Origin of the sequence: Pseudomonas sp. HY13-MNA-CIBAN-0226, from assembly GCF_040310305.1 — a bacterium.
GTDB lineage: Bacteria > Pseudomonadota > Gammaproteobacteria > Pseudomonadales > Pseudomonadaceae > Aquipseudomonas > Aquipseudomonas gregormendelii.
The window spans coordinates 19923-35488 of sequence record NZ_JBEOPS010000027.1; the positions used below are offsets into that span (position 1 = coordinate 19923).

The 15566-nt window shown below is 61.5% G+C and carries 13 protein-coding genes; 4 read left to right on the forward strand and 9 right to left on the reverse strand.

Going from position 1 to position 15566, the window contains the following annotated elements:
• The first annotated feature begins 68 nt into the window (after positions 1–68).
• Positions 69–881, forward strand: a complete 813-nt coding sequence (locus AAEZ05_RS25095; protein ID WP_045058600.1) for a crotonase/enoyl-CoA hydratase family protein — start codon at positions 69–71, stop codon at positions 879–881.
• Positions 882–888: 7 nt separating this feature from the next.
• Complete coding sequence (gene nudC / locus AAEZ05_RS25100; RefSeq protein WP_045058599.1) at positions 889–1719, forward strand: NAD(+) diphosphatase; 831 nt, start codon at positions 889–891, stop codon at positions 1717–1719.
• Here nudC and AAEZ05_RS25105 read toward each other — a convergent pair.
• The 3 genes from AAEZ05_RS25105 to phaC form a co-directional block, all read right to left on the reverse strand.
• On the reverse strand, positions 1687–2466 hold the full coding sequence (locus tag AAEZ05_RS25105) for a TSUP family transporter (protein WP_045058598.1): 780 nt from the start codon (positions 2464–2466) through the stop codon (positions 1687–1689). The genes nudC and AAEZ05_RS25105 overlap by 33 nt on opposite strands.
• 195 nt (positions 2467–2661) lie before the next feature.
• Positions 2662–3807, reverse strand: a complete 1146-nt coding sequence (locus AAEZ05_RS25110; RefSeq protein WP_045058597.1) for a MalY/PatB family protein — start codon at positions 3805–3807, stop codon at positions 2662–2664.
• A 90-nt stretch (positions 3808–3897) separates the two neighbouring features.
• The gene (phaC, locus tag AAEZ05_RS25115) at positions 3898–5601 is read right to left on the reverse strand and encodes a class I poly(R)-hydroxyalkanoic acid synthase (protein ID WP_205892337.1); all 1704 of its coding nucleotides are present in this window, start codon (positions 5599–5601) and stop codon (positions 3898–3900) included.
• Between the two features lie 316 nt (positions 5602–5917).
• Here phaC and AAEZ05_RS25120 point away from each other — a divergent pair, with 316 nt between their 5' ends.
• Positions 5918–6955: an AraC family transcriptional regulator gene (locus AAEZ05_RS25120; protein ID WP_045058675.1), complete on the forward strand. Its 1038-nt coding sequence runs from the start codon at positions 5918–5920 to the stop codon at positions 6953–6955.
• A 15-nt stretch (positions 6956–6970) separates the two neighbouring features.
• On the opposite strand, the gene AAEZ05_RS25125 is transcribed toward AAEZ05_RS25120, so the two are convergent.
• Complete coding sequence (locus tag AAEZ05_RS25125) at positions 6971–8794, reverse strand: DUF3141 domain-containing protein (protein ID WP_502947794.1); 1824 nt, start codon at positions 8792–8794, stop codon at positions 6971–6973.
• A gap of 254 nt (positions 8795–9048) precedes the next feature.
• Between AAEZ05_RS25125 and AAEZ05_RS25130 the strand changes: the two genes are divergently transcribed.
• Positions 9049–9618, forward strand: a complete 570-nt coding sequence (locus tag AAEZ05_RS25130; RefSeq protein WP_045058594.1) for a phasin family protein — start codon at positions 9049–9051, stop codon at positions 9616–9618.
• Between the two features lie 35 nt (positions 9619–9653).
• On the opposite strand, the gene phaR is transcribed toward AAEZ05_RS25130, so the two are convergent.
• The 5 genes from phaR to AAEZ05_RS25155 form a co-directional block, all read right to left on the reverse strand.
• Complete coding sequence (gene phaR / locus AAEZ05_RS25135; protein ID WP_122839770.1) at positions 9654–10202, reverse strand: polyhydroxyalkanoate synthesis repressor PhaR; 549 nt, start codon at positions 10200–10202, stop codon at positions 9654–9656.
• A 96-nt stretch (positions 10203–10298) separates the two neighbouring features.
• Positions 10299–11567: an OprD family porin gene (locus AAEZ05_RS25140; RefSeq protein ID WP_045058593.1), complete on the reverse strand. Its 1269-nt coding sequence runs from the start codon at positions 11565–11567 to the stop codon at positions 10299–10301.
• Between the two features lie 127 nt (positions 11568–11694).
• Positions 11695–13467 (reverse strand): acyl-CoA dehydrogenase C-terminal domain-containing protein, encoded by a 1773-nt coding sequence (locus AAEZ05_RS25145; RefSeq protein ID WP_045058592.1) that lies wholly within the window; start codon positions 13465–13467, stop codon positions 11695–11697.
• A 63-nt stretch (positions 13468–13530) separates the two neighbouring features.
• Complete coding sequence (locus AAEZ05_RS25150) at positions 13531–15201, reverse strand: cation acetate symporter (protein ID WP_350649368.1); 1671 nt, start codon at positions 15199–15201, stop codon at positions 13531–13533.
• Complete coding sequence (locus AAEZ05_RS25155) at positions 15201–15527, reverse strand: DUF485 domain-containing protein (RefSeq protein ID WP_045058590.1); 327 nt, start codon at positions 15525–15527, stop codon at positions 15201–15203. The genes AAEZ05_RS25150 and AAEZ05_RS25155 overlap by 1 nt, the downstream gene beginning before the upstream one ends.
• Positions 15528–15566: the final 39 nt, after the last annotated feature.

The window sequence follows — 15566 nt, forward strand, 5'->3', positions numbered from 1 at the left end:
CCTTACTGCAGCACCGGGTGCCTTGTTATAGTTCGGGCCTCTTTTTTGCCAGGTAAAGGATCACTGCCATGTCCCAGTACACCGCGTTCACCGTAGAACTGGCGGATAAAGTCGCCCATGTGCAGATCAATCGTCCAGAAAAGATCAACTCGATGAACGCGGCGTTCTGGAGCGAGATCATCGAGATCTTCCAGTGGATCGACGACACCGACGAAGTGCGCGCAGTGGTGATCAGTGGTGCAGGCAAGCACTTTTCCTCGGGCATCGACCTGATGATGCTGGCCGGCGTCGCCAACGAGCTGGGCAAGGACGTCGGACGCAATGCGCGCCTGCTGCGACGCAAGATCCTGGCCCTGCAAGCCTCATTCACGGCTGTCGATAACTGCCGCAAACCGGTGCTCGCGGCCATCCAGGGTTATTGCCTGGGCGGCGCGATCGACCTGATTGCCGCCTGTGACATGCGCTATGCCGCGCAGGACGCACAGTTTTCGATCAAGGAAATCGACATCGGCATGGCGGCCGACGTTGGCACCCTGCAACGCTTGCCGCGCATCATCGGTGACGGCATGCTGCGTGAACTGGCTTACACTGGCCGCTCATTTGGCGCCGAGGAAGCGCGCGACATCGGCCTGGTCAATCGCATCTACAGCGACAAGGACAGCCTGCTCGACGGCGTGCTGGGCATTGCCCGCGAAATCGCCAGCAAGTCGCCGATCGCCATCACCGGCACCAAGGAGATGATCAGCTACATGCGCGACCACCGTATCGATGATGGCCTGGAATACGTTGCCACCTGGAACGCTGCAATGCTCCAATCCACTGACTTGCGCGTGGCCATGGCGGCCCACATGAGCAAACAGAAACCCGAATTTCTGGATTGAGTTAACCATGACTTCACGTTGGACCACTGCAGTACTGGACACCGACAAACCCGGGGGCTGGGCCGTGGCTCGCAGCCCCGAAGGCTTTCTGTATGACGATAATGGCGCGCTCTTCCCTCGGGAATGGCTCAAGCGCCAGGACCTGCCGATCCTCGCCGAGCATGGGATCGGCCATCTCGACGGCGAGCCGGTCTATCTGCTGGAGCTGCGGAGCACCAGTGAAGTGCCCGGCTGTGGCTGGAAGGGCTTGCGCGCCTTCATGCTCGAAGGCGATCACACGCTCTACAAGGTGCTGGGCTACGCCGCGCAAATTGGCACCTGGGCACGCGAGCACCGTTTCTGTGGCAATTGCGGGCAGGCGATGGTGCAGGTGCCTCGGGAACGCGCGATGTATTGCCAGCCCTGCGATTTGCGCAGCTACCCGCGCATCTCCCCGAGCATGATCGTACTGATCACCCGCGGCGATGAAATCCTGCTGGCGCGCTCACCGCGTTTTGTTGCCGGGGTCTATAGCACGCTGGCGGGGTTTGCCGAGCCCGGGGAGTCGGCCGAAGAGTGCCTGGTGCGCGAGGTGCGCGAGGAAGTGCAGATCGAAGTGAAGAACATCCAGTACCTGGGCAGCCAGTGCTGGCCGTTCCCGCATTCGATGATGCTGGGCTTCCACGCGGAATACGCCGGGGGCGAAATTGTCTGCCAGGAGGACGAGATCGAAGACGCCCAGTGGTTCAACGTGCACGAGCTGCCGCCGTTGCCAGCGTCACGCTCGATTGCCCGTTACCTGATCGACGTTTATGTGGCGCGGCGTTTAGGCCACGCTGAACCAGTGCTGCCAGGCTAACCGCACGGTCAAGCCCAGCACCACGGTGATGAACACCGGGCGAATGAACTTCGCGCCGCCGCTGATGGCGGTGCGAGCACCGAAAAACGCCCCGACCATCACCGACAGGCCCATGCTCAGGCCGATGATCCAGTCCACCTGCCCGGAAAACACGAACACCGACAGCGCCGCAATGTTGCTGACGAAGTTCATGCTGCGCGCCACGCCACTGGCCTTCACCAAGTCGATGGGATACATGAGCAGACTGCTCACGGTCCAGAACGCGCCCGTGCCTGGCCCGGCCACGCCGTCGTAGAAACCGAGGGTGAAGCCTTGGGTCGACTGCCACTTTTTCCTGATCGGCGCGTTGCTGTCCAGCGGCGCCTTGGGCGTGCCCCCGAACAACAGGTACAGGCCGCAGGCAAACACGATCACCGGGAGCATCTTGTTCAGCCATTCGGCCGGCAGGTAGTGCGCAACCACGGCGCCGGTCAGCGCGCCGATCAGTGTGCCGACAATCGCGTGCACCCATTGGCGCGGGTGGAACAGCTTGCGCCGGTAGAAAGTGAAACTGGCCGTGGCCGAGCCGAAGGTCGAGCTGAGCTTGTTGGTGCCCAGTACCAGGTGCGGCGGCAACCCGGCCGTGAGCAGGGCCGGAGTGGTCAACAGCCCGCCACCGCCGGCAATGGCGTCGATGAAACCGGCAATAAAGGCTACGACGGCGAGAATGGCCAGGGTGGTAAGGTCAACGCTGAGTTCGAAAGGCATGGAGTCGGCTTATTCGGCAGGTGCAGAGCAGGGCTGCGGGGAAGGGGCGACATATTACCCAATTATCTGGCCGGTTGGGCACCTGCCGGGATTCTGTGATGGAGGTCCAGCAGCTGGCGAGGTTCTGTAGGTGGAGGTCCAGCAGCTGGTGAGGTTCTGTGGGAGCAAGCTTTGCTCCCACAGTTGATCAACTGATCAAGTGTTGAGGCTGCGTTCCATCCGGGCGATACCTTCTTCGAGCAACGAACGCGGGCAACCGAAGTTGAGGCGCACGAACTGTTGGTGGTCGTCACCGAAGTCCAGCCCTGCACTCAACCCGACCTTGGCCTGCTGCAGGAAAAACTGCTGCGGATTGGCCAGGCCCAGCGCCGAGCAATCGAGCCAGGCCAGGTAGGTGCTTTGCGGCACGTTCATGCTGATACCCGGCAGGCGCGTGCGAACCGCGTCCACCAGCCAGTCGCGGTTGGCCTGCAGGTAAGTCTTGAGCTCGGCCAGCCAGGGTGCGGCTTCGCTGTAGGCGACGCGCGTGGCTTCCAGCCCCAGCGGGTTGACGCTGTCGACCATGCCACAGCGCGCGTGATTGACCTGGGCACGCACAGCCGCGTCATCAATGATCATGAACGAGGTCTTGAGGCCGGCGATGTTGTAGGCCTTGCTCGCCGACATCAAGGTGATGGTGCGCCGGGAGATGGCCTCGCTCAGGGACGCCGTGGGCACGTGCACCCGACCGTCAAAGCACAGTTCGGCGTGGATCTCGTCGGAGATGATCCAGGCGTCCTGCTCCAGGCAGATGTCGGCAATCGCTTGCAGTTCTTCGCGCGGAAAAGCTTTGCCCAGCGGGTTGTGCGGGTTGCTCAACAGCAGGGCGCCGCCGCCTTGCAATGACTGGCGCAAGCTGTCCAGCGGCGTGGTGAAGCTGCCATCGGCCTGCAAGTCGAACCCCAGTTCAACCTTGTTCAGCCCCCAGTGGCCCGGTGCATGGCGCAGCGGCGGGTAATTGGGCACCTGCACCACGACATTCTGCTGCGCCTTGACCAGCGCTTTCAATGCCATGTTGAAACCCGACTCCACGCCCGGCAGGAACACCAGGGCCTGAGGATCGACGCGCCAGGCATATTTGTGCCACAGATCGGCAACGATGGCCTCGCGCAGATTATCCTGGCACACGCTATACCCCAGCAGAGGATGTTCCAGGCGTTTTTGCAGCGCCTGGATGATCACCGGCGGCGCGGCGAAGTCCATGTCGGCGACCCACATAGGCAAGACATCGTCGGGGTAGCGGCTCCATTTGGTACTGCCGGTAGCGTGGCGGTCGTGGACCTGATCGAAATCGAAAGTCATGCAGGTGCTCATAGAAGGCAGGGGTGGTATGGCGCCCATGATAAACGCCCAACCCTCGTGGGGGCGAGCCTTGGGCGCCTTTGTCTGCAATCACTGCATCACATAGCGTCCAGGGGCCGGCTCCAGTGGCGGGTATTGGGCATTTCCCATCTGCTGCATCGCCGGCTCGCGCTCGGCGGATTGATCGGCCAGCCACGCAAACCAGTCGTTCCACCAGCTTCCGGGTTGCTGCCGGGCATTGTCGAACCAGACGTCAGGGTCGCTGGTGATCTGCTCCTGGGTCCAGTAGTGGCGTTTTTCACGGGCAGGTGGATTGATTACGCCCGCAATATGGCCGGATGCCCCCAACACGAATCGGGTGGGGCCGCTGAGCAATTGGGTGCTGGCGTAGGCGCTGCGCCACGGCACGATGTGATCGTCGTGGGTCGCGAGGATGTAGGCGGGCGCGTCAATCGCGCGCAGGTCCAGCTTGACTCCGCAGCACTCCAGTTCGCCGGACTTGAGGTCATTTTGCAGATAGGTATGCCGCAGGTACCAGCAGTACATGGGGCCAGGCAGATTGGTGCTGTCGTTGTTCCAGAACAGCAGGTCCAGGGCATTGGGTTTCTGGCCCTTGAGGTATTTGTCGACGTTGTAGTTCCACCACAGGTCGTTGGGGCGCAGCAGCGAGAAGGTGTTGCCCATGTCCTCGCCCTTGAACAGGCCGATCGGGCCGTTGCTGCCGCCAATGGTGCGCTCGCGGTAAGCCACCAGTTGTTCGTCGACGAATATGTCGATGGGGCCGGTATCCAGGTAGTCGAGGAAGGTGGTGAGCAGGCTCACGCTGGCAATCTCCCGGTCGCCGCGCGCCGCCAGCACCGCCAGTGCCGTGCTGAGCAGGGTGCCGCCGATGCAAAAACCTACGCAATGGGGGCGCTGCTCGCCGCTGATTTCACGGGTGACCTGCAGCGCCTTGACGATGCCGGTGTCGATCAGATCGTCCCAGGTAGTGCCGGCATGCGCCTGATCGAAGTTGCGCCAGGACATCAGGAACACCGGATGGCCTTGCTGCAGCAGGTGACCGACCATGGAGTTGTCCGGGCGCAGGTCGAGGATGTAGAACTTGTTGATCGACGGCGGGACGATGAAGACGGGGCGCCGGTAGCCGGTTTGTGCTTGCGGGTAGTACTGGATCAGCTGGAACAACTCGTTCTCGAACACCACCTCACCCGGCGTGTTGGCCAGGTCGACGCCTACTTGAAATGCATCGCGGTCGCACTGGCGCATCTTGCCTTCCTGCAGATCGCTTGCAAGGTGCAGCAAACCTGTCAGCAGGCTGCTGCCCCCTGTCTCGACCACCCGTTGCAGCGCGTCGGGGTTGCTTGCCAGGCAATTGCTCGGTGCGCCCGCTGCGATGGCTTGCTCCACCAGATAGAGCAGGCGCTGGCGCGGCTTCCTGGTTTCGATCGGCAAATGTTCAAGCAGCTTGAGCAGGAAGCCGGCGTTGAGCAGGTAAAACGCGGCGAGGGAGCCGTACAGCGGCTGGCTCCAATTGTCGCTGGCGAAACGCCGGTCCTGGAAACTGAAGGGCTGCCCGCTCAGCACCCGCTGGCCGAGTTCTGCCCATTGCTGCTGGTAGTCGGATTGGAGGGTGTCCAGCGTTGCCCGAGGCAGGTCGAACCAGGCGTGGTAATCCTGCCCGGTGAACCAGGGATTGGTGCTGACCCACAGGCGTAACTGTTGCAGTGCAAAATTGGCGATAAAGGGCACCTGGCCGGACCAGTAACTGTTGAAGGTTTGCGCTTTGCTGTCCATTAATTTCCACCCATAACAGTCGTGAACAACGCAATACGACCAACCGACTTCCTGACGTCCGTTGCTTTTGTTGTTTTGCGCTGCAAGATGGGGGATTGTTGGTGATGGGCGGGCCGTGCGGAAGTGTTGCCAGGTGACTGTCTGGTGTCCAACGGCGCCAAGCAGCCAAGTGGTGTTGCCGGTGCCAGCGGCCTGGTCCGCGAGTGTGCGGTCAAGGATCAATGGGTCGCAGAAACCGACGCAGATCAATACCCCCAACCAGGCCGCCGCTTATCATCCCTTGAAAGCGCCCAGTACTTACGTCATCGAGAACGCCATGTACAGAATGAGCTCGGGCTATGCCAATGTGCTGGTCAATACGCTCTCGGCCGAGGGACTCGACGTTGCCAGCCTGTGCCAGGTCGCCGGGCTGGACATGAGCCTCGCCAGTGTCCCTGGAGCGCTGTGCGAGCGCAGGGTGATTTATCGCCTGTGGCAACTGGCGGCCCAGGCTGCCGCGGACCCGGACATCGGCCTCAAGGCGTACGGGCATTTTCATCCAGGCAGCTTCCAGATTGTCGGCTACACCATGATGTCCAGCCTCAACCTGAAACGCGCCCTTGAGCGCCTGGTGCGATTCAGCCCATTGATCGGCACCGGCTTCAGCCTGTTTTTCGTCCCGGAGCAGGGACACTATCGCCTGGCTTCCCTCGATCATCAACAATCGGGCTCGATCAAGCCCCGGCAGTACGCCGATGCCGGTCTGGCATCATTGCTCGGCATCTGCCGCTGGCTGGGTGATGGCAAATTACCGCAACCGCTGAGTGTGGAATTCAGCTATCCCGAACCCGAGGACACCTCGGAACATAAACGCCTGTTTGGCTGCGACCTGCAGTTTGGCTCGGCTTACGACAGCATCCTGTTCGACGGCCAGGAGCTGCTGCGGCCGTTGAGCATGGCCAACGAAGCGTTGGCGGTCCTGCACGACAGTTTTGCCGAGGCGCAACTGGACCTGCTGTTCGGCTTCACCATCGTCGGCAGGATTCGCGCGCTGATCACCGAGCGCTTGAGTCAGGGGCAGGGGCTTTGCGACATGGAATCCATTGCTGCAGCGCTGAATTTCAGCAAGCGCACCCTGCAACGGGCCCTGGAAAAGGATGGGACGCAATTCAAGGATGTGCAGAATGCAGTGCGCCGACAATTGGCGGATTTCTACCTGCGTCACTCCCACTTCAACATGAAGCGTGTGGCGTATCTGCTGGGTTTTCATGACCACAGCAGCTTCAACAAGGCCTGCAGCCGCTGGTTTGGCATGACGCCGGGGCAGTACCGCGCCGATCAATCGTTCGAGATCGAGCGAGCCGCGCCGGTCTGACGCGGCCCTGGTGCGTCAACGATCGCCGAGCAGACCATTGAGGGCGCCATACACCCCATAGAAGCTCATTTCCTGGGCAGCATCACGCTGGTCGCGGTAGCCGTTCAGGGAATCCTGCAGTTGATCCGAATACAAGTCCTGCCACGCCAGCAACGGGTTGTTCGCGCGGACGCACTGGCGATCCCGGCGGGCCTTGGCCGCGCCTGCCGCCACCCACCACAAGGCAGGGTTGAGGCTGCTCCAGAGCAATTGCTGCTGATGAAAAGGATGGGCCCGGCGGATGAGTTCGGCGCCGGGTTCGTTGATCAACTGGCGCAGCCACGGACGAACGCAGGCATCGTAGAGGTTGTTGTTGAAGGTCGAGGTGCGTTCGACCAGGGCGAATTCGCGATCGTCAGCCTGCGGTGTTTCAACATCGCCATGAATGTCGGCGATCCTGCGCGGTTCGAAGCTGACGCGATAGGGATTCGGCGCATCTTCTGGCAGGTCCTCGATCAACATTTCATACAGGCCAGGGGGCAGGGCATTGATGGTATCGACCGCTCCCAGCAGCTCGCGGTGCTCGCGCCGGGCCACTTCGCCGGAGACAAAGATGCCCAGGTGCCCGATGCTGGCATGGCGCAGATAAACGATAGTGCGACCGGCGTCGTCCAGGGCGAGATCGCTGGGATAGAGGTCGGTGATCCAGTCCAGTGCCTGTTGCGGCGAAGTGATGTTGTCGCCACAGGAGTAGAACACCACCACCGGCACTTCGATGCGCTTGAGGTCCAGGCCATTGCTTTTGCGCCCGACTCCGCCGGACAGCTGATTGCCGATGAACAGTTGGTCAACGATCATCTCGATTTCTTCGCCGTTGAGCAGGGTCGGGCTGCCCCACCAGCGTTCAAAGTCGAGGAAGCGCTCGGCCTCGCCATCGACTTCGCTGAACAGGTGATAATACTTGCCCCACCAGGCATTGGCCGGGTCCAGGCTTTCGAAATTGCTTACCAGCCAGGCGCCGTCGAAACGCGAGTTGCCCAGGTCGCTGCCCAGGCGCGCCATCCAGCCACCGCCCAACAGCCCGCCGCAGTAACGCAGCGGATTGCGCCCATGGGTGCCAGCCCAATAGGACAGCGGCGCGCCATTGATGATGATCAAGCCCGGCAGCTCCGGCCTGGAGGCCGCCAGGCTCATTAAGGCCCAGCCTGCCTGGCAGTTGCCGATGACCACCGGCTTGGCACTGTCGGGGTGTCTGGCGCTGACCATCTCGATGAATTGCGCTTCGGCCTGAACGATGTCTGCCAGGGTTTGCCCGGGGCTTGGCGCATGACTGAACGAGATGAAGTAGGTGGGGTGACCGGCGCGCAGGCTCTCGCCGATCAGCGAATCCTGTTTGAAGCCGCCAATGCCCGAGCCATGGCCGCCCCGCGGATCGATGATCACCACTGGCTGCTGGTCGGGGTCGCTTGCTGGTGCCGATGCATCGACGATTTTGAGCAGCGAATAGTTGACCGGGCGGGGCAGTTGCTCGCCGGCCTGTAGCACTTCGTACTCGAACTTGAGCAGCAGTGGACGCCCGGCGCGTTCGTGAGCCAGGGTGTTGTCGCCGCGCTGGCGCAAGGTATCCCAGAACAACAGGCTGCGTTGGCCAAGGTCGGTCAGGTAGTCCTGCCAGTCGGCAGCCGAGGGCTGCCTGAGTTGTTCCAACCGTGAGGACGCCAGGGTGCTGGCCTGGCGCGCGTTCACGGCGCCCAGCACATTGTGCAGGTTGAGTTGCTGCAGATGACTCAGGTGATCGAACAGACCGGGCGCTGCTGTAAGGTCTTTATCGTGCGCTGCAATATTTCCTGCCTGGTTCATGGTGTGCTCCTGCCGACCTGCATGGAAAGCGCTCCGAAAACATTGCTGCGATTAATGGGGGCTTGTCGGAAGCGCTCAGTGGCTGGAGTCTATCGTCAAAACACTCAAGGTCACCACGATTTATTGTGCGCTGCACAAAATACTCATTGCCAAACAGATTTGTGCACTGCAATATCGCCGCTATCGCGATGACTGGCAGGATCGCCGTCGCGCCCTTGGCCCTCTCAGGGCATTCAGTACCAGGAGATTCCAGCATGTCTTTTTTCAACCCGGAAAAACTGCAAACCGCCCAGAAAGCCAACCTCGACCTTTTGCAGCAGATCAGCGGCAAAGTCTTCGCCAGCGTCGAGCAGCTGAGCCAGTTGCAGTTCAAGGCCCTGCGCGACTCCACCGAGGAACACTTCGAAGGCGTTCGCAAGTTGCTGTCTGTGCGTGATCCTCAGGGTTTTGCCGAGCTGCAGGCTTCGTTGACCCAACCAAGTGCACAGGGCGAACGCCTGGCCGAGTTCAACCGTCAGGTCCAGGCGCTGATCGTCGACACCCAGTCGGACATCGCCAAACTGACCTCCAGCCAGGTCGAATCCGGCACCCGGCAGGTTGAAGAGTTCGTGGAAACCTTGAGCAAGAACGCGCCAGCGGGTTCGGAACCGGTAGTTGCCGCTTTCAAGTCGGGCCTGGCCAACGCCGGTACGGTCTTTGAAAGCGCACAAAAAGCCGCGAAGCAGGCGGCCGATGTGGCTCAGAGTGGTTTCGACGCCGCGAGCGCAGCGCCGGGAAAAGCCGCGCCAGGAGCCGGCGGCAAGGCTACCAGCGGTAACAAGTAAGTCAGTTCAGGCCAGCTGCACCGATGGCGACGGGTTTATTCCCCGTCGCCATTTTTTTTCGGGCCGCCTTTGGCATCCGGCGTTGCGCCAAACATGCCAAATAGATTCTGGGTATTGAGGTACAGCGCCTTGGACTGATCGACATACTGGCGCATCAAGTCCTGCATCACGGGAGCCTGCTGGTGCATGAAGGTACTCCAGGCTTCGGAAGACTGCGCGCCCGTCTGGGACTGGATGTCGATAACGGTCTGGATGCTCTTGTCCAGGTAACTGCCGAGCACACCCTGATAGGGCCCGTAGAACTGGATAATGCCCATCAGCATCTCGCTGGTGAAGATCGGCTCGCCACCGCTTTCAGCTTCCAGGATCACCTGCAGCAGGATGCTGCGCGTCAGGTCTTCGCCGCTTTTGGCGTCGACGACCTGGAACGGCACCTTGTCGACGACCAGTTGACGAATGTCCGCCAGCGTCAGGTGACTGCTGGTGTGGGTGTCATAGAGTCGGCGGTTGGGGTACTTCTTGATCAGGCGGGGGGTGATATCGGTCATGCGGGGCGTCTCGCGGCGAGCCTGGTTTGCAGGCATCTTATCCTACTCTCATCGCCCGTGCCCTCGAGAGCGCCTTTACCAGCCGGTGCGCCCCCGGTAAATCGTCCCCTAAGGGTGGGGACGAGGCATTGCTTACCAGATCGGCAGGGTATAACTGACAATCAGGCGGTTTTCATCCAGGTCACTGCCAAAGTTGGTCGAGCGCACTGTCGCGTTGCGCCATTTCAGCCCGACATTCTTCAGCGGCCCACTCTGCACCACGTAGCCGATATCGGTATCGCGCTCCCATTCCTTGCCTTCAGGCCGGTTGTTGCCCAGGTCGATGTCCGAGCCGGTGAGGTAGCGGGTCATGAAGGTCAGGCCGGGAATACCCATGGCCGCAAAGTTGTAGTCGTAGCGCGCCTGCCAGGATTTTTCGTCCTTGCTGGCGAAGTCGCCGATTTGCACGAAGTTCACCAGGAACGCGTCGGTGCCGTTTATGTAGGCATAACCGGTGTCGCCGCTCATGCCCTGGTAGCCGAGGCCAAAGGCATGACCGCCCAGGGTGTAGGTGAACATCGCGCCCAGGGCATTGTTGTCGACATTGCTGCCGCCGTCGTCGGTGGAGCGGGCGAAGCGCAGGTCGGTTTTTAACGACTGGCCCACGGTGATCGGCAGGACGTACGTCAGGTTGACCAGATGCTGGCTGTAGAAATTATCCAGATGACCGTAGCTGTATCCGGTGGCCAGATCAGGCGTCCATTTGTAGTTGAGGCTGGCGAAGTCGAAGCTGTCGCTGGCCAGGTGGCGAGTAATGATGCCCTTGGCGCCCGTACGGGTGATGCCCATGTCCTCGTAGTTCGAGGAATCACGTTGATTGACCTGGGTCAGGCGCCCGGCGTCTGCGGTCAGGCCCTGGATGTCCAGCGAACTCAACTGGCCGCCCTGGAAGGTCTGCGGCAACAGGCGTGAGTCGTTCGCCAGCACGGTTGGCAGCTTGGGCAACAGTGTCCCCAGCTTCAGTACACTTTTTGCCGCGCGAACCTTGGCCGTCAGGCCCACTTCAGCGTACTCGTCATGGGCGCCCTGGCGGGTATCGGCATGGCGCTTGAGCAAACCGGAGCCGGCACGATCAGGGCTGGAGTCGAGCTTGACCCCGAGCAGGCCGATGGCGTCGAACCCGACACCAATGGTCCCGGCAGTGAAGCCCGATTCGAAGCGCATCAGGAAACCCTGGGCCCATTCTTCCTGCTTCGATTGTGCGGCGCTGTCCTGGCGAAAGTCGCGGTTGAAGTAAAAATTGCGCAATTCCACGCTGGCTTTGCTGTCCTTGATGAAATCAGCGGCAGCGGGGGCCGAGAGGCTGATGACGCCACCGGCCAGCAGCAGTCGGGTCGCGAGATTGCAGGTGTGACGATCCATGGTGAAGCCCCTTTGTTTTTATTATGAGAAATCGGATCTGGCGACCCTCGCCGAGCTGGCGAGGGCTGCTGAATAAAAAACGCGACGCCTGAATGAGAGGAGCAAGGCGCCGCGCGCGGTTCAATCGTTAGAACTGCTCAGCCGTCAGGCCGTACAGCGAGGCGCTGCCGGCGCGTATGGACTGCTCAAGGCTCAGGATGCGCGGCAGCAGGCGGTGAATGTAGAAGTCGGCGGTGGCGATCTTCGCGCCATAGAACGCCTCATCGGTGCTGCGCTGCTTGCCGGCCACGTGCGCCATGCGTGCCCACAGCCAGGCATAGGCGACGTAACCGAACAGGTGCAGGTACTCCACCGACGCGGCGCCGACTTCGTTGCGGTTGGTCTCGGCCCGGTCCTGTACCCAATCACTGAGGTTTTCCAGGCGCCGTACCGCATCCAGCAGTTGTGTCGCGTAGGGCGCGTCGGGCTGGTCCGTGAAGCGGCGGATCTCGTCAGTGAACTGGCGCAGTACCACGCCATGATTGGCCACCACTTTGCGCCCGAGCAGGTCAAGCGCCTGGATGCCGTTGGTGCCCTCATAGATCTGCGCGATGCGAACGTCGCGAACCAATTGCTCCTGACCCCACTCGCGGACGTAGCCGTGGCCACCGAAAACCTGTTGTCCGTGAATGCAGCTTTCCAGGCCGCTGTCGGTGAAAAACGCCTTGGCCACTGGCGTCAGCAAGGCCACCAGGTTTTGCGCACTGTCGCGCTCGCTGGCATCGTCGGAGAACTTTGCCAGGTCCAGTTGCTGTCCCACGTAACTGGCGAACGCCCGGCCACCTTCGGTCATGGCTTTCATGCTCAACAGCATGCGACGCACATCCGGGTGGACGATGATCGGGTCGGCCACCTGGGTGGGGGCCATGGCGCCAGTGGGGGCACGGCTTTGCACGCGCTCGCGGGCGTAGGTCACCGCGCTCTGGTAGGACGCTTCAGCGCAACCGATGCCCTGGATGCCGATGGACAGCCGTTCGTAGTTCATCATCGTGAACATGGCTGCCAGGCCTTTGTTGGCCTCGCCCACCAGCCAGCCGCTGGCGCCGTCGAAGTTGATCACGCAGGTGGCCGAAGCCTTGATGCCCATCTTGTGTTCGATCGAGCCGCAACTGACGGCGTTGGCGGCGCCGAGGGAGCCGTCGGCGTTGACGCGAATTTTAGGCACCACAAACAGCGAGATGCCTTTTGGCCCGGCGGGTGCGTCAGGCAGCTTGGCCAGCACCAGGTGGATGATGTTTTCGGTCAGGTCCTGGTCGCCGCCGGTAATGAAGATCTTGCTGCCGGTGATCTGGAAACTGCCGTCGGCCTGGGGTTCGGCGCGGGTGCGGATCAGGCCCAGGTCGGTGCCGGCGTGAGCTTCGGTCAGGCACATGGAGCCGGCCCAGCGACCTTCGTACATGGGCGGCAGGTAAAGGTTTTTCAAGGTGTCGCTGGCGTGTGCATCCAGCGCCAGGCAGGCACCGGAACTCAGTGCCGAGTACAGGGCGAAGCTGGAGTTGGCACCGTAGAGCATTTCCTCGAACTGCACGGCGAGCATCTTCGGCATGCCCATGCCGCCGAACTCGGCGTTTCCCGACAGGCCCACCCAGCCTCCTTCGATATAGGTGGCGTACGCCTGTTTGAAACCGGTCGGCGTGCTGACCTGGCCATCCTGCCACTGGGCGCCTTCTTCGTCGCCGCTGCGATTAAGCGGTGCAATCAGGTGCGAGGTGACCTTGGCCGCTTCCTCGAGAATGGCATCGGCGGTGGCGGCGTCGACGTTATCGGCCAGGGCTGGCAGGCGCGCCCACAAGGCCGGGGCTTCGAACACTTCATGCAGCACAAAGCGCATATCGCGCAGCGGGGCTTTGAATTCGGGCATTACGTGAACCTCACAGGGTTAGGCGATGGGCGCGGTCCGTCATGGACGGTCGCGCCCGTTCAATCAGTGGCTGGACGCGCTGGCGGCACCCAGGCCGGTCTGGGCCCGGACAAACTGGTCGGCGTAGGCATCACGCTCTTTGCCGGCCCGCACGCTGCGGTCGAGTTTGGACACCACGACGATCACCAGGAACGCCAGCGGCATGGAGAACAGGGCAGGGTGGTCGTAGGGGTAGATGGCGTGGGCATGGCCCAGCACGGTCACCCAAACTGCAGGCGACAGGATCACCAGTACCAAGGCGCAAATCAGACCGGCAAACCCGCCGATGATCGCGCCTTTGGTGGTCAGGTCTTTCCAGTACATGGCCATGATCAGCACCGGGAAGTTGGTCGACGCGGCGATGCCGAACGTCAGGCCCACCAGGAACGCGACGTTCATCTTCTCGAACAGGATGCCCAGCAGGATTGCGATGATGCCAAGACCGACGGTGGCCATGCGGGTAACGCGCATTTCCTGTTTCTCGGTCGCCTTGCCTTTCTTGAAGACCGTGGCGTAAAGGTCGTGGGAGATCGCCGAAGCGCCGGCCAGTGCCAGGCCGGACACCACCGCCAGGATGGTGGCGAAGGCCACCGCCGAGAGGAAACCGAAGAACAGGTTACCGCCCACTGCCTTGGCCAGGTGCATGGCAACCATGTTGCCACCACCTATCAGGGTGCCGCCGACTTCGCCGTTGACGTAGTACTGCGGGTCGGTACCGATGATCACCATCGCGGCGAAACCCAGGGTGCAGACCACCAGGAAGAAGAAGCCAATGAAGCCGGTTGCGTAGAACACCGACTTGCGCGCTTCCTTGGCATTGGGCACGGTGAAGAAGCGCATCAGAATGTGCGGCAGGCCAGCAATGCCAAACACCAGGCCAAGGGACATGGAGGCGGTGTTGATCGGGTCGGCGAGCATCGAGCCTGGGCCCATGATGTTCCAGCCGCTGGCATGTGCCTCGACCGCCCGGGTTGCCAGGGCTTCATAGCTGAACCCGAACTGCGACATGGCCATCACCGCCAGGGTCGTTCCGCCTGCGAGCAGCAACACGGCCTTGATGATCTGTACCCAAGTGGTGGCGATCATGCCGCCGAAGATCACGTACACCAGCATCAATGCACCGACGATCACCACGGCCACCGGGTAGTCGAGACCGAACAGCAGCTTGATCAACTGACCGGCACCGACCATCTGCACGATCAGGTAGCAGCACACCACGGTCAGCGAACCGAACGCGGCAAAAATCCGTACTTTGTTCTGGTCCAGCCGATAGGAAACAATGTCGGCGAAGGTGTAGCGCCCCAGGTTGCGCAACCGCTCGGCCATCAGGAAAGTAATGATCGGCCAGCCGACAAAAAAGCCGATGGTGTAGATGAAGCCATCATAGCCCTTGGCAAATACCAGGCTCGACAGCCCCAGCAGCGTGGCTGCGGACATGTAGTCGCCGGCAATCGCCAGGCCGTTCTGGAAGCCGGTGATGCCACCGCCTGCGGTATAGAAGTCAGAGGTGGATTTGGTCTGGCGTGCGGCCCACCAGGTGATCGCCAGCGTCCCCAGGACGAACACGAAGAACATGCCGATCGCATGCAGGTTCAGTGGCTGCTTTTCGGCGACGCCGGTCAGGGGCGCGGCCAGTGCCAGGCTCGCAGGCAAAAGGCCGGCAGCGCCAATCAGGAATTTACGCAGGATGCTCATCACTTGCTCTCCTCGAGAATGGCTGCGCCCAGCGCGTCGAAGCGGGTGTTGGCGCGGTACACGTACCATCCCGTCAGCAACCAGGAAAACACGATGATCGCTGCGCCCACCGGCATGCCCAGGGTCATCATCCGGTGCTCGGCGAGCGGGGCGTGCAACCACTGTGGGAAGAACGCCACCACCGCCATGAACATGTAGTAGGTGCCCAGCACCGCTGCGCTGAGCGACCAGGCCAGGCGTGAACGGCTGCTGACCAGCTGGAGGAATTTCGGATTGCCGCGTATGCGTTCACAGCGCTGGGTATCGGTTGAATGGATGTCGATCATGGGAAGCTCCACCTTGTCTTGTTGTTATCGGAGTGAAAG

Coding starts and splice junctions, on each gene's coding strand:
- AAEZ05_RS25105 (WP_045058598.1), bottom strand. CDS start 2,466: ATGCCTTTCGAACTCAGCGTTGACCTTACCACCCTGGCCATTCTCGCC.
- AAEZ05_RS25140 (WP_045058593.1), bottom strand. CDS start 11,567: ATGGATCGTCACACCTGCAATCTCGCGACCCGACTGCTGCTGGCCGGT.
- AAEZ05_RS25095 (WP_045058600.1), top strand. CDS start 69: ATGTCCCAGTACACCGCGTTCACCGTAGAACTGGCGGATAAAGTCGCC.
- phaC (WP_205892337.1), bottom strand. CDS start 5,601: ATGGACAGCAAAGCGCAAACCTTCAACAGTTACTGGTCCGGCCAGGTG.
- AAEZ05_RS25155 (WP_045058590.1), bottom strand. CDS start 15,527: ATGATCGACATCCATTCAACCGATACCCAGCGCTGTGAACGCATACGC.
- AAEZ05_RS25145 (WP_045058592.1), bottom strand. CDS start 13,467: ATGCCCGAATTCAAAGCCCCGCTGCGCGATATGCGCTTTGTGCTGCAT.
- AAEZ05_RS25120 (WP_045058675.1), top strand. CDS start 5,918: ATGTACAGAATGAGCTCGGGCTATGCCAATGTGCTGGTCAATACGCTC.
- phaR (WP_122839770.1), bottom strand. CDS start 10,202: ATGCCTGCAAACCAGGCTCGCCGCGAGACGCCCCGCATGACCGATATC.
- nudC (WP_045058599.1), top strand. CDS start 889: ATGACTTCACGTTGGACCACTGCAGTACTGGACACCGACAAACCCGGG.
- AAEZ05_RS25150 (WP_350649368.1), bottom strand. CDS start 15,201: ATGAGCATCCTGCGTAAATTCCTGATTGGCGCTGCCGGCCTTTTGCCT.
- AAEZ05_RS25110 (WP_045058597.1), bottom strand. CDS start 3,807: ATGACTTTCGATTTCGATCAGGTCCACGACCGCCACGCTACCGGCAGT.
- AAEZ05_RS25130 (WP_045058594.1), top strand. CDS start 9,049: ATGTCTTTTTTCAACCCGGAAAAACTGCAAACCGCCCAGAAAGCCAAC.
- AAEZ05_RS25125 (WP_502947794.1), bottom strand. CDS start 8,794: ATGAACCAGGCAGGAAATATTGCAGCGCACGATAAAGACCTTACAGCA.